This window comes from Candidatus Zixiibacteriota bacterium (assembly GCA_017999435.1).
In the GTDB taxonomy this organism is placed as follows: domain Bacteria; phylum Zixibacteria; class MSB-5A5; order GN15; family FEB-12; genus JAGNLV01.
Genome location: JAGNLV010000001.1, coordinates 1,192,064 through 1,205,549, shown reverse-complemented (window position 1 = coordinate 1,205,549; position 13,486 = coordinate 1,192,064). Strand labels below are relative to the sequence as shown.

Here is a 13,486-nt window from a genome sequence, read left to right as displayed (position 1 = left end):
TGCTTCCCCAAGCGCCCCCGCAATCCTGCTCTCCCAACGATCCCCGTCTTAGTAACCGAACCGTCGCCGATCAGACGGTCGTCCCCCTCGACCGCAGGCAGATCCGTCGGCGCGCCCCGAGCCGAAACCCATTTGACACCCCGCATCCCCCGGCCTACCTTTGCTGCAAATGAACATGCCCAACCGCCTGACGCTCCTTCGGGTCATCATCGCCCCGATCTTCATGTACTTCTTCCTGCTCGACAGCTACTGGATGAAACTCACGGCGCTCGTGTTGTTCGTGGTGGCGGCGCTGACCGATTTCGCCGATGGCTACTACGCCCGGAAGTACGGCATCATTACGGGTTTCGGGAAGTTCATGGATCCGCTGGCGGACAAGGTGCTCGTTTCCAGCGCGCTGATTACGTTTATCGCGCTCGACGTGGTCTCGCCGCTGCCGGTGATCCTCATCGTGGGGCGCGAGTTCCTCATCACCGGGCTGCGCATGCTGGCGGCCTACCGGGGGGTGGTCATCCCTCCGACCTGGTGGGCGAAGGTGAAGACTTTTCTGCAGCTCTCGGTGGTCGGGCTGGTGCTGGCGTACATCAACCTGATTCTCACGCTCGAGCACTTTGACAGTCCGGCGCGGCCGTATTTTCAGTTTGATTACCCCTTTTATTTTAATATCCTCCTGTGGATTACGGCCGCGGTGACGGTCTGGACGGGAATCGACTATATCAGGAAATACTACTACATGATCAAGACGGTGCTCAAGTGAGGGGCGGCGAATGAAGCGCGGCCTGGTCCAACTCATCGCCGGCGGGCTGTACAGCGGCGCCTCGCCGATTGTCCCCGGCACCACCGGGTCGATTCCCCCCTGGCTCATCGCCTGGTTTCTCCTGGCGGGCAACCAGGCGGCGCTCGGGATTGTGGCCGTCCTGACCGTCTTCGTCTCCGTCTGGGCCGCCGGGGAGGCGGAGCGCTTCTACGGCCACGATGCGAAGAAGATTGTGATCGACGAATGGGCGGGCATGTTCCTGACCCTGCTGTTCGTGCCGTACTCGCTGGTGAACTACCTCATCGGGTTTGCGGCGTTCCGGGCTTTCGACGTGGTCAAGATCCCGCCGGCGGCGCAGGCCGAGCGGCTCCCGCGCGGGTGGGGAGTGACCATGGATGACGTCGTGGCCGGCGTGCAGGCGAACATCCTGACCCAGATTGTGGTCCGCCTCATCGCCCGCTCTGCGGGCGCCTGAGGCCGGAGGATGGCGGCGATGCCCATGTGCGCGGAAATCATCACGGTCGGCGACGAGCTCATCACCGGCCACCGGATCGACACCAACTCGGCGTTCATCGCCCAGCAGTTGACCCGGATCGGGCTCGAGGTCCGGTACCGAAGCTCGGTCGGCGATTCGCTCGAAATGATGGAGGAGGTGTTCCGCCTGGCCCTCAAACGGGCCCAGGTCGTGATTGTCACCGGCGGGCTCGGGCCGACCGACGACGACATCACCAAGAAGGCCATTGTCCGCGTCTTCAAACGCAACCTCATTTTCCATGAGGAGCTGCTCGAAGAGCTGAAGAAGCGCTACGCGGCGCGCGGTATCGAGATGCCCGCCATCAACCAGAACCAGGCGCTCCTCCCGCAGGGGGCGACCGTTTTCCCGAACAAGTACGGCTCGGCGGTCGGAATCGGAATCGCCGAGGGCGGGACGGTGTTCCTGGCCCTGCCGGGCGTCCCGTACGAAATGAAGCAGATCATGACCGATGAGATCATCCCGTACCTCCAGCGCCTCAACATCGGGCAGGTGCTCGAGGTTGTGAGTCTGCGGACGACGGGAGCGGTCGAGTCCAAGCTCGCGGAGTTGATCGCCCCGGGGTTGAAGCTGGAGCCGGGGGTGAAACTCGCCTACCTGCCCGCCCCGTCGGCCATCGAACTGCGCGTCCTGGCGGCCGCCGCTACCCGCGAGGAGGCGCAGGAGAAGGCGCAGGCGGTGGTCCGGTATCTCGAATCGACGGTGGGGAAGTACATTTTCGGCCGCGGCGACGACACCCTCGAGGGAGTGGTGGGACAGCTCCTGGTCGACAACGACAAGTCCCTCGCCGTGGCGGAATCCTGCACCGGCGGCGAGCTCGGCATGCTCATCACCTCGGTCCCCGGCGCCTCGCGTTACTTCCTCGGCGGCGTGGTGGCCTACTCCAACGAGGCCAAGACGGAACTGCTCGGAGTGGACCGGGACATCATCGCGCAGTTCGGCGCGGTGAGCCGGGAGTGCGCGGAGGCGATGGCCGAGGGGTGCCGCCGGCGTTTCGGCGCCGACTACGCCCTGGCGGTCACAGGCATCGCCGGGCCCGGGGGCGCCACGCCGGACAAACCCGTGGGGACCGTCTGGATCGGCCTCGCCTCCCTCCACGAAACCTACGCGAAAACGTTCAGCCTGGGCACGCTGCGGGAGAGCATCCGCGACCGGGCGGCCTACACGGCGCTGGAGATGCTGCGGCGCAACATCCTGGATATTACCTGATGCGGTTGTTTATCGCTTTGCCGCCGGCGGAGGCGGTCGCGGAGGAACTCGGCCGCGTGATCGTGCTCCTGCGCGCAAAAGGGGGGCCGGTCCGCTGGGTGGCGCCGGAGAACATCCATTTAACCGTGCGGTTTCTCGGCGAGACGGACGAGGCGCGGGTGCCGAAGCTGCGGAGTCTGATCGACAGCATCGCGCCGGCCTTCGCCCCGGCCGACGTCCTGATCGACCGTCTCGGCGGTTTTCCCAATCTCCGCAAGCCGCGCGTGATCTGGGCCGGACTGGCCGCCGCCGAGCCGGTCGAGCGGATGGCGCAGATGGCGCGGCAGGTGGAGCTCGCAGTGCGGCAACTGCGTTTCGAGCCGGAAAAGAAAGGCTTCCAGCCGCACCTGACGCTCGGCCGGGTCAAAGACCCGCGCGGGATGGAGCAACTGGCGGCCTTCATGGAATCGTACCGCTTCACGCCGCTCGCCGTGCGCCTCGACCGTCTCGTGCTGTTCCGGTCGACGCTGACTCCGAAAGGGTCGATCTACGAGCGCGTGCATGAGGCGAAGCTGGGCGACGAGCGGCTGGGGGGCTGAGCACCGTGCGCCGGCCCATTCAAGTCCTCATTTTCGTCTATCGCCAGACCGCCCGGGGACGGGAATATCTCATGCTCCGCCGCATTCCCGAGCTCCGCGGGTTCTGGCAGCCGATTTCGGGCGGAGTGGAGGACGATGAGGATCTCCTGACCGCGGCCCGCCGCGAGTTGCGCGAAGAGACCGGGTTTCAGACGGCCGCCGTCGAATCAATCAACTACGCCTACCGCATCCCGGCCTTCCACGACCGCAAGCTCGGCGCCGCTCCGGGCGCCGATGAGACCATGCCGCTGCACACCTTCGCGGCCCGGGTCGACGATGGGGCGGAGCCGGTCCTCGATCCCGCCGAGCACGACCGCTACCTGTGGTGCCCGCTCCTTCTGGCTGATCGGCTGCTCTACTGGCCGGGGGACCGCGAAGCGCTGCGCCAGGTGGACACCTGGCTTCGGTCCCGGCCGCTCTAGGCCGGCTTCAGCACCCGCCGCGCGCAGACACGGGACCGGCGGCGCCCACCTCACGATGAGCACGGGTACGGCGCGGACCCGCCGCGGAACAGGTGGGCAATCAGGTAAGTCACATCGGCGACCGCCACGATCCCGGACAGATCGACATCGCCCGCTTCGTAACACGCCGGCTCGGGCCCCCCGCGGAACAGATACGAGATCAGGAAGGTGAGATCGGTGACGTTGAGGGAGCCGCTGTTGTCGACGTCGCCGCGGGTCCCGACGCAGCAATTCTGGTAGACGAGGACCGGCGAGACGGTCTTGGGCGCGTAGGCGGCGATGCTGCTGACGAAGCGGGGGGTGAACGAGCCGTAGCCGTTGAACGAGACGACCGCCGAGTCGCCCGAGGCCGCCCCGGCCGTGGTGAACCAGAGTCTCACTACCGGGCCGCTGCCGGGCGGAAGCGGCGAGGAACCGGAGGGGGCGCTCACGAGCTGAACGGTTCCCTGCTTGAGCGAATTGTTGAGGTCGATGAACCCGCGGACGGCGAAGTAGTCGGTCCGGCAGCCCGAGGTGGTCAGCGAGTCCAGAGTCAGGTCGAGCGTCCCCGCGAAAGTAACGGGGATGCGGATCTCGGAGAGGGGAAGGTTATTCGCGGCAAAGACCGCCAATTCGACCTCGGAGAACCGCGGGACCGACCGGTCATCCGCGCGGAGCGTATCGGCGAGGACGGCGATGTAGTCGGCGCGTTCGCGGCGCGCGCTCTCGGCGCCCGCCGTCACCTGCAGCGACACGTCGTACAGCCCGGGCGCCGCGTACACGTGGCCGGGCGACTGGACGAAGGCCGAGTCCCCGTCGCCGAACGACCAGGCCCACGTGTCGACATCCAAAAGCGACGTCCCGGTGAACTGCACCGCCAGCGGCGCATCGCCGAGCTGCGGATCGGCCGTGAAAGCGACGCCGGCCGGGTCAAGACCGTCGACCGCCAGCGTCCCCGTGTTGTCGGGATCGAGCCAGTCGCTCAGGCGCGACGTCGAGGTCCCCCCGCCCGTCCAGGACCGCGCCACCTTGCCGTAGTAGTCGGAGGTCAGACTGGCGCACGAGGCTGTGCCGCCGTGGAGCTGGCCGACGATGCGGTGGGTCAGCGAATCAAACAGGGGGGAACCGGAGGAACCCGGCTCGGTCGTGCCGTCGTCCCACTGCAATATCCGCCAGTGCGTCCCCCCGGTGCTGCCCGCGTAGTTGGCGCTCACCACCGCGTCGTAGTCGAACGATATTTTCTTGATGTCGCCGGAGGGGTGGTGAATGCCGACCGCGCTCTGCGCCGCCACGTCGACGGCCGACCATCCGGCGTAGTACACGTTGTAGGAATCGGGCGGCTGTTCGAGCAGCTCCAGGAGCGCGAAGTCGGAACTGGAGTAGTTCGCGCGGCGGACCGATCCCTGCACGGTCATCCAGGTGGGGCCGTCGATGTTGGCGCAGGAGGGGCTCTCGTAGTTGAACATGAAGATCCACGTGCTCTCGCCGCCGAGGCAGTGGTTGGCGGTGAGGAAGTATGGGGTGAGATCCTCGCGCACGTTGTTGACCAGCGCGCCGGTGCAGATCCGGTAGCCGCCGGAAGTCAGGATCATCGCCACCGCCCGTTTGTCGTCCTGCCACAGATCCCCCTCCGGGCAGTTGACGTTGTTGTTGCATGAACCGGACCCGCCGAATCCGGCCGCCTCTTTCATCGTCGCCGTCGCGAAGATATCCCGGTAGGCGTGGACGATCCGCTGGAGGCTGATGATCCCCGGCTCAGGGGCGTTCGGGGGTTCGTAGTATTCAAGGATGCTCACCGATCCGGGAACCGGCTGGGTGGCGAACTCGCCGTACTCCTTATTGTTGCGTTCGGTGAAGGCGCCGATGACGTATCGGTAGTCCTCGCTGTACACGAAGAACTTTGCGCCCGGCGGCAGCCAGAATTTCCGATACACCAAATTGATCGAGTACGCGCCGGGAGCGACGATGCGGAGCCGCCAGAGCCGGCCGCCGTCGGAGAGCGTGTCCCACTGCCCGGAATTGGTCAGGTCGCAGACCGTCTCGAAGGGGTAGCCGAAACGGAACGGGACGCCCTTGTCCTGTTCGGCCGCATCCTCCGCCAGCAGGGCCGGGACATCGACGGGTCCGGTATCCACGGTGGGGAGGGAGGTTGCGGCGGCAAGAGCGCCGGCGCGGACCATCCGGCTTGGAGGCGTTCCCCCTTCGCTGATTTGTGCGGAAACATAGGGAGCGGCGAGAAGCAGTCCGAAAAAGAGCGGCAGAGCCGCGCGGCGAGCGGATCGATGAAGAGACACGGCAATCCTCCGATGGTGGTCCGACGACGCCGGCCGCGATCCGCCGGCAAGTGCCTTGTTCCTATACATTATCGAACGGTTTTGAAATCTGTAAACCCGCGGTACACGTGACGGTTGCCGGTGAGAAGACCAGGTCGTCGGCGCGGATCCCGACTTGCCCTTAATATAACGCGGGCCGCCGTGGTGTTCAACCGAAAAGGGGGGCCGGGGGTTCCGGTCGGGTCAGCCGCAGACTTCGCGGAAAACGCGGAGGAAATTGCCCCCCATGATCTTAGCTAGGTCTTCCCGGCAATATCCCCGCCCCCGCAGTTCGTCGGCCAGACGCGGCATTTTCGCACAATCCTCAAGGCCGGCCGGGGCAAACGTGATCCCGTCGAAGTCCGACCCCAGGCCGACATGGTCCGGGCCGACCAGGCGGACAATGTAGTCGATGTGGTCGGCCACCACCCCCACATCGACCCCCGTGGCCCGCACGACCTGCTCCCAGCCCGCAAGAAACGGCTGCAGCTCCGCCCGCCGGGCCGCGTACTCCTCGGCGCCGCACTCGGCCGTGAACAGCAGCCAGTATCTCCTGCCCAGATCATAGTGGGCGTTGATGTAGGCGGCGGAAGCGTCGCGGCAGGCTGGGGAGAGAAAATCGCAGAGGAAGTTGATGCCGACCATGCCGCCGGTCGCGGCGATTCCCCGGATTTGCTCGTCGGTGAGATTCCGGTGGTGGTCGCAGAGAGCGCGGACGCACGAGTGGGAGGCGATCACCGGCCGGGTGGCGATCTCCAGTACGGCCGCCACCGCCGACGGGGCCGCGTGGGAGAGGTCGACGATCATGCCGAGTTCGTCCATCATCCGCACCACCTCCCGTCCGAAAGCAGTCAGACCGTCGAACGCCGGGTGCTCATCGGCCGAGGAAATGCACCACGCGCTCGAGACGTTGTGGGTCAGGGTCAGGCTTCGGACGCCCCGCTCATAGAACTGCCGGAGAGTGTCCAGGTTGTCGTTGAGCACCAGTCCGTTTTCAATCGAGAAGACGGCGCTGATTTTGCCCGCGGCGCGGTTGCGCGCGGCCTCGGATGAGGTCCGGGCGAGGGCGACCTTCTCCCCATGGGCCTCCACGGTGCGGTGCAGCCCGTCGAGCATCCGGTGGACCAGCGGGACCCGGTCCTTCGCCTCGATGAACGACTCCGTGAAACAGGCGAATACCTGCAGATCGATTCCGCCTTCGATCAGGCGGGGAAGATCGAGGTGTCCGATCTCATTGCGCCGGGAGAAATCGGCGCCCTGGAGGATCCGGTGAATCGTGTCACAGTGCAGATCGGCGGTGAAGAGTTGATCGCTGTTGTTCATAACGTCCTTTCCGGAGCCAAGATTACACAGAAATGGAGCGTCAGGCAAGTTCCGTCGGGGCCGGAGTCAAATTCGGCCTATCGGGAGCCGATAAGAGAGGCGTGGACATCGTTTCGACCAAAAGAAACCGGCCGGCCGCCCGCGGCCGACGGCCCCAGGAGGCGGGCCGGCGGGAGGGCTGGGTCACTGTGCGGGGGGAACGCCTCCGCCGCGCGGCCGCCGGCGCGCCGCCCGCGGGCGAGGCCGGGTTCGACCTTTCCCGCGAACTGAGCTTCCATCCCGACACCGGGCGCACCCTCTTTCGCGACAGCCGCGTCCTGATCCTCGACGCCAACGCGATCGGCATGCTCCGCCAGAACCTCCTCGACACTCTCGGCTGGGCGCAGGCCCGCGACTTTCTCCTGCGGTTCGGCTACCAGCACGGCTACTCCGACTTCATGCAGATCCGGCACAACTTCGAGTTCGCCGATGAGATGGACCTCCTGTGCGCCGGACCGGTGCTGCACACCTACGAGGGGATTGTGAAGGCCGCCCCGACCGAGATCCGCTTCGATAGGCACAGCCGGGAATTCCAATTCGCCGGCATCTGGACCAACTCCTGGGAGGCGGAGCAGCACCTGGCTTTCAACCCGCCGAGCCCGCAGTCGGTCTGCTGGACTCTGACCGGCTACGCCACGGGCTGGTGCTCGGCCTTCTGCGGCTGGCCGGTGCTGGCGATGGAACCGACCTGCATCGGCAAGGGTGATCCGCATTGCGGGTGGAAAGTCCAGCCCCCCGACCTGTGGGGGGAAGAGGGCCGGCCGATGATCGAGGCGCTCAGCGTGTTCTGGGCAAGCCGCTAGCGAAGACTCTCCGCCGGGCCGACATGGGAGGGGGCCGCCGCGAATGCGTCAGTTGGCGCGCGGTCCGGACGGCTCCCGGCGGGCGGGGCGACGGTCCAGCAGAATGCGGTTTTCTCTCGAGCGCGATTCCCCCACCGAGCTCACCCGAATCGCCGCCTGATCCGCCACCGGGCAGGCGAATTCGCACGCCCCGCAGCCGTTGCAGATCGCGGGATCAACAAAGGGCCGCTTGACATTCACTGCGTCCCCGTTCCGGTCGTAGGCAATCTCCTCCCGGAGATAGATCGCTTTGGGCGACACCGGGCACCACTCCTCGCACACGATGCAGGGAATGGCCATGGCCCAGGGCAGGCACCGGCCGCGGTCGACAAAAGCGGTGCCGATATGGACGCCCGGGGTCGCCCGGTCGCCCACTTTCTCGCTGAGGGTGAGCTCTTCGATGGCGCCGGTCGGGCAGACCTGGCCGCACAGGGTGCAGCTCGGCTCGCAGTAGCCGATGCGCGGGATCAGGACCGGCGTCCACAACCCCTCGAAACCGCTCTCGAGGAGAGTCGGGTGGAGGGCGTTGTTGGGACAGACGCGCATGCACTGGCCGCAACGGATGCAGCGGGCGAGGAAGTCGTCCTCGGGCGGGGCGCCGGGGGGACGGATGAGGAGGGGGTTGGGATTGGCCGAGAAGGCGTCGCCGGCGCGGAAGAGCGGGAACAGGGCGAGCCCGCCGGCGAGCGACCCGAGCACTTTGCGCCGCGTGAGGTGCGGCGTCCGGACGGGCGCCGGGTTGTCGCGCGTCCCCTCCAGCCGGGGAAAGAACCGGAAGCGGAGCGACCCGTGCGGACAGGCTGCCTGGCAGTTCAGGCACAGCACGCACTCTTCCTGCCGCCAGGCGCTCCCGACATCCGGGTTGTCCGCCCCCTGGCAGTGGAGCAGGCACTTGTTGCAGTGGTCGCACGAGGCGGCGTTTTTTTCCAGGCCGAAAACGGCCAAGCGCGAGAACAGCCCGAGCAGCGCACCGAGCGGGCAGATTCCCCGGCACCAGAAGCGCGTGAAGAGCCGGTTGAGCCACAGGATCGCCACAAACAGCGCCCCGATCGTCAGGAGGGCATGGAAAAACTGGGGGCGGAAGGGCAGCACCAGCGGCCCCAGCGTATCGTAGACTCGCTGCGCCGCGTTCGTCAGCGGCGCGAAGCCGACAGCCGCGACCGCGTCCCGTACGCCCTCGGCCGCCACGTGCAGCGCCGGCAGAACCACCGTGCCGAGCGAGCGGGCCAGCAGGGCGATCGGATCAAGCAGACCGATCTGGAGTACGCCCGCGAGCGCCGCGCCCAGAAAAACCAGCAGGAGATAGTACTTGATGCGCTGGTAGCCGCGGTACCGGTTGGCCTCGATCTTCCGGGCCCCCCGGTTCGCCGCGCGCTCGGAGCGCACCTCGGACAGCCAGTGGTTGAGCGACCCGAGCGGGCAGACCCAGCCGCAGAAGAAGCGGCCGAAGAAGATCGTCGGAAGCAACACCACCAGCCCGAGCAGCAGCCCGGAGTAGACCGTCCCGTTGGCCAGCAGGTTGGCCAGGCCGACCAGCGGATCGAGCTCCAGCCCGATCGAGACGGGGTAGGGCAGACGGATCTCCCCGCCGCCCGTCGCCCGGAAATCCGCCTCGAACGTGGTCTTGAGAATGAGCCAGAAAAACGCCGCGAAGAAGAGCGCCTGGCTGGCGCGGCGGAGGTGGCGGACGGCCGCGATCGTCATGCCGTCACGTCCCGGTAACCGGCATTCCGGTAGTCGATGCGCCCGAGCCCGGCCGCCTCCGCCCGGAGCAGGTGGGGGACACGGTCGGCCGTCAGCCCGAGCAGTTCGCAGCCGCGGGCGTCGCCCGCCACCGGATCGGTCGCGCAGAGAACGGCGTTCTCAACCGCCACGTCATCGGTCGATCCCCCCTGCGGCCCGTTGCGCAGCAGCACGCGGGTGGCGTCGATCACCGTCAGAGTCGGCGTGCAGAATCGGGTGAGATCCACCAGCGACTGGTCGATTTGCTGGTGGAGGCGGTGGCGCATCCCGCCCAGAATCCCGTAGAGGTTTTTCAGCCCGATCGTACAGGCGGTGAGGGAGTGGTGCTTCACGATGGGCATGTTGATGAGGCGGTCGGTGTGCAGGAGCGCCCGGAGGACCGGCCAGGCGGTGAGCAGCTCGCCGTCGAGATCCACCTCGACGAAGTCGCCGGCGGCGGGGATGGTAACGCGGGCCCCGGCCTGCGCCGCGGCATCGCGCACGCCCGAACGGAGAAAACACCGCCGGGGATCGTTGCACGACATGTCGGTGACGACGACCGCCGCCGCCCCCGCGCCCAGGCACCGACGGACCATCGCCGCCACCAGCGCCGGGCTGGTGTTGGCTGCCTGCTCCGGGGTGCGGTCCCACCCGACGTTCGGCTTGAGGGTGACGGTCTCTCCCGGCTTGACGAAACGGCCGATCCCGCCGACCGCGGCCAGGGCGGCGTCCAGGGCGTGCTCGGGGTCGGGGTGGCGGGCAAAAGCGACCGCGGGGCAGGCCGGGTCGCCGAAAACCGTGAACCGGCGGTCGAACACCGCGAGCGGTCTGTAACCCGCGGCGTTGCGGTTGTGGAAGAGGACGCCGATGCCGCCCGAGGCGGCCGCCAGCACCATCGCCCGGCCCGTTCGCTTGAGGAACTCGCGTCGCTCCATGAAGATCCCTCGGTCACCCGACCTTTTCCGCCAATATACGCCGGGGGAACGCGCGCGGCAAGAAGAGGCCTTGACGAATCGCGAAATCCGCGCATATTGGAGAAAAGGTCCCATCACCGTCCGCTTGCCCAGGAGTGCGTATGAATCGGAGACTGGTGTCGGCCGCGTGGGCGGTTGCAGCCCTCGTCGCGGGAGCCGCCGCCCCGGCGGAAGCGACGTTTTCAATCGTGGCCGTCGATACCGTCAACGGCGTCATTGGCGGCGCCGGAGCCTCCTGCATCGACAACTGCTTCATCATCGATGACATCATCGAATCGATCGGCGCGGTCCACACCCAGGCCTACTGGCTGCAGGGCAACAAGAACTACGCCCACCAGTTGCTCGCCCAGGGATTGACGCCCGATTCGATTATCCTCCTGCTCGTTCAGAACGATGTCGAAGGGACGCCCGAATACCGCCAGTACGGCGTCGTCACCCTGGCCGGATCCGGCGCCTCGGCCGCCTACACCGGCAGCGCTACCAGCGACTGGGCCGGTCACCTCACCGGCCCCGGCTACGCTGTCCAGGGGAACATCCTCCTCGGGCCGGAGGTGATCGCCGACATGGAGACGGCGTTTCTGGGAACTGACGGCCCGCTGGAGGCGAAACTGATGGCGGCGATGGAGGCGGCCAAACGGCCGGGGGCGGACAACCGCTGCATCTTCGCCGGCAAGTCGGCGATCTCGGCATTCATCAAGGTCGTGCGGCCGGGCGACGGCGGCACGCCTTTCCTCCAGGAGATCGTCCCCACCACTACCGGATCGACCGACCCGATCGATGTTCTGCACGCCCAGTTCGACACCTGGCGTCTGCGCCAGGCTGCCCACCCGGATTCCTCGACGGTGGTGATCGGGAAGACTGCGCTCGACGGCGACGGGCAGGCGTCGACGGTCATCACCATTGCTCCGCGCAACTGGGCCGGGGCGCCCCCGGTCCGGATCGACTCGGTGCGGGTGGGCACGACGGGCCAGGCGGTTCTGAGCGCGGTCGCCGACAACGGCGACGGAACCTTCGCGTGTGTCCTGACCGCCCCCCTCTACGGCGCCCCCGACGATACCCTCACCGTGACCGTGGGGGCCTACTATGATTTCGTCACCGAACTGCACTCCCGCCCGGCCGTCACCTACTACTACTGCGGCGATGTGACCGGCGACGGCAGCATCAAGGTCTCCGACCTGACGTTCTTTGTGAACTTCAAGTTCCGGGGCGGTCCGGGAGCCGCTTTCCCCTCCTCCGCCGATATGAACGGGGACGGGCAGGTGAAAATCAGCGACGTCACGTACATCGTGGCGTACCTGTTCGCCGGCGGTCCGCCGCCGATCTGCGAATAGCCGGCCGCCTCCCCGGCGCGGGCCGTCAGCAGGACGGTCGTCAGGGGACAAGAAAATCGGGCGAGCGGGGGAGTTCCACCGCCCCCTTGATGGTCACCTCCTGCTGGCGGGTGGCCAGAATCGACTGCACGACGCGTTCGAATCCGATGCCGCACCCGGCGCTCTGGCCGGTGCCGTGCGAGAGCACCTCGAAGTACCAGTCGAACTGCCGCGGGTCGATCCCGGCGCCGACGATGTGGTCGTACATGTACGATTCGCGGAACTGCCGGCGGCAGGTCTCGGCGCATCCCTCGCGCACGGCCCCGCCGACGGACTCGCCGACGAAGGGGAGAAGCAGGTCGCAGCAGAGCGTCTCGCCCTCCCGCCGCTTCATCGAAAAGAACTTGATCACGCCGCCGGGCCGCGGCCTGGGATCGGCCGGGTAGTGGGTGACGAAGGTCGGCAGACCGCCGAGGTGGGCGCACAGCGCCTTCTCCTCGGCGCTCCCGAGGTCGTCGCCGTAAGTCAGCCCGTGGCCGCGGGCGCAAAGGAGCCGAACCGCCTCACGGTAGGTGATGCGGTTGAAGGGAGACCGGATGTAGCGGGTGAGCCGGTCGGTCGGCATGACCCTGCGAGCGGCCCGGTACATCGTCTTGACCAAACCTTCGATGTGGTTCATCAGACCGTCCAGCTCAAAGTCGCGCCCCTCGAACTCGATGAGGGTGAACTCGCACAGGTGGCGGTCGGTCACTTTGCGCTCCTGGCGGAACGACGGTCCGATCGTATAGACGCGGTTGTGGGCCTGGGTGAACGCCTCGAGGTAGAGCTGGCCGGTCTGGCGGAGAAACATCGGCGTCTCGGCGCCCGCGGGATCGTACATGGTGACCGGCATGGCGTTGGGGAACCACTCGCACGAGCCGGTGGCGCCGGTGATGTGGGGGACGCAGATCTCAAGAAAGTGCTCGCGCTCGAACCAGGCGCGGGCGGCCTTCAAAAGCGCGGAACGCAGAAGCGTGGTCTGGGCATACGTGCCCTGCAGGACAGCGTGGTGACGCATACGGGCCTCCATGGCATACGGCGGTGATAAAAAAAGGCCGCCCGGAAAGCCGGGTGGCCGATAGTTGGCGTGCGGGAAAGAAAACCCCCGCGGCGCGGGCGGCGGTCATTGGACCGCCTCGCGCGCCCTTGCCGCAGGGCGGCCCGTCGGGCGCCGGTCCGGTCTCTTCAGCGGCAGGCGCATAGGCTGCGGTCGCGGACCGGGCGCAAGCGCGCCCCGGCCGCCGATGAGGAAACGCTTTGATCTGTGCGGAAATAATACATTCTGGAGCTTAACGGTACATGTTCCCCGCCGCCGTGTCAAGCGGAAAATAAAAAAAACCGCCGCCCGCCCCGCCGCGCGGGCGCGGGTT

At 67.0% G+C, this 13,486-nt stretch carries 12 protein-coding genes; 7 read left to right on the top strand and 5 right to left on the bottom strand.

Going from position 1 to position 13,486, the window contains the following annotated elements; all coding sequences use genetic code 11:
* Positions 1-169: 169 nt before the first annotated feature.
* Genes pgsA through KA261_05050 form a run of 5 tightly spaced genes read left to right on the top strand, consistent with a single transcriptional unit; the run spans position 170 to position 3,537 of the window.
* Complete coding sequence (pgsA, locus tag KA261_05070; protein MBP7697161.1) at positions 170-757, top strand: CDP-diacylglycerol--glycerol-3-phosphate 3-phosphatidyltransferase; 588 nt, start codon at positions 170-172, stop codon at positions 755-757.
* A gap of 10 nt (positions 758-767) precedes the next feature.
* A complete protein-coding gene (locus KA261_05065; protein MBP7697160.1) occupies positions 768-1,232 on the top strand; it encodes a phosphatidylglycerophosphatase A in 465 nt (154 codons plus the stop codon).
* A gap of 18 nt (positions 1,233-1,250) precedes the next feature.
* Positions 1,251-2,498 carry a competence/damage-inducible protein A gene (locus KA261_05060; protein ID MBP7697159.1) on the top strand — a complete coding sequence of 416 codons (1,248 nt, stop codon included), beginning with the start codon at positions 1,251-1,253 and terminating at the stop codon, positions 2,496-2,498.
* The gene (gene thpR, locus KA261_05055; protein ID MBP7697158.1) at positions 2,498-3,076 is read left to right on the top strand and encodes an RNA 2',3'-cyclic phosphodiesterase; all 579 of its coding nucleotides are present in this window, start codon (positions 2,498-2,500) and stop codon (positions 3,074-3,076) included. Before KA261_05060 ends, thpR begins: the two co-directional genes overlap by 1 nt.
* Positions 3,077-3,081: 5 nt before the next feature.
* Positions 3,082-3,537 (top strand): NUDIX pyrophosphatase, encoded by a 456-nt coding sequence (locus KA261_05050; GenBank protein MBP7697157.1) that lies wholly within the window; start codon positions 3,082-3,084, stop codon positions 3,535-3,537.
* Positions 3,538-3,587: 50 nt separating this feature from the next.
* On the opposite strand, the gene KA261_05045 is transcribed toward KA261_05050, so the two are convergent.
* Together KA261_05045 and KA261_05040 are read right to left on the bottom strand one after the other, a co-directional pair.
* Positions 3,588-5,849 (bottom strand): trypsin-like peptidase domain-containing protein, encoded by a 2,262-nt coding sequence (locus KA261_05045; GenBank protein MBP7697156.1) that lies wholly within the window; start codon positions 5,847-5,849, stop codon positions 3,588-3,590.
* 222 nt (positions 5,850-6,071) lie between these two features.
* Complete coding sequence (locus KA261_05040; GenBank protein MBP7697155.1) at positions 6,072-7,190, bottom strand: dipeptidase; 1,119 nt, start codon at positions 7,188-7,190, stop codon at positions 6,072-6,074.
* A gap of 188 nt (positions 7,191-7,378) precedes the next feature.
* Here KA261_05040 and KA261_05035 point away from each other — a divergent pair, with 188 nt between their 5' ends.
* Positions 7,379-8,032, top strand: a complete 654-nt coding sequence (locus KA261_05035) for a XylR N-terminal domain-containing protein (protein ID MBP7697154.1) — start codon at positions 7,379-7,381, stop codon at positions 8,030-8,032.
* Between the two features lie 48 nt (positions 8,033-8,080).
* Here KA261_05035 and KA261_05030 read toward each other — a convergent pair whose 3' ends face one another.
* Complete coding sequence (locus KA261_05030; protein MBP7697153.1) at positions 8,081-9,775, bottom strand: 4Fe-4S binding protein; 1,695 nt, start codon at positions 9,773-9,775, stop codon at positions 8,081-8,083.
* Entirely contained in the window at positions 9,772-10,728 is a 957-nt protein-coding gene (locus KA261_05025; GenBank protein MBP7697152.1) for a DUF362 domain-containing protein, read from the bottom strand. Before KA261_05025 ends, KA261_05030 begins: the two co-directional genes overlap by 4 nt.
* 140 nt (positions 10,729-10,868) lie before the next feature.
* Here KA261_05025 and KA261_05020 point away from each other — a divergent pair, with 140 nt between their 5' ends.
* Positions 10,869-12,098 carry a DUF1028 domain-containing protein gene (locus KA261_05020; GenBank protein ID MBP7697151.1) on the top strand — a complete coding sequence of 410 codons (1,230 nt, stop codon included), beginning with the start codon at positions 10,869-10,871 and terminating at the stop codon, positions 12,096-12,098.
* A gap of 40 nt (positions 12,099-12,138) precedes the next feature.
* On the opposite strand, the gene KA261_05015 is transcribed toward KA261_05020, so the two are convergent.
* Positions 12,139-13,134 carry a hypothetical protein gene (locus tag KA261_05015; protein ID MBP7697150.1) on the bottom strand — a complete coding sequence of 332 codons (996 nt, stop codon included), beginning with the start codon at positions 13,132-13,134 and terminating at the stop codon, positions 12,139-12,141.
* Between the last annotated feature and the right edge of the window lie 352 nt (positions 13,135-13,486).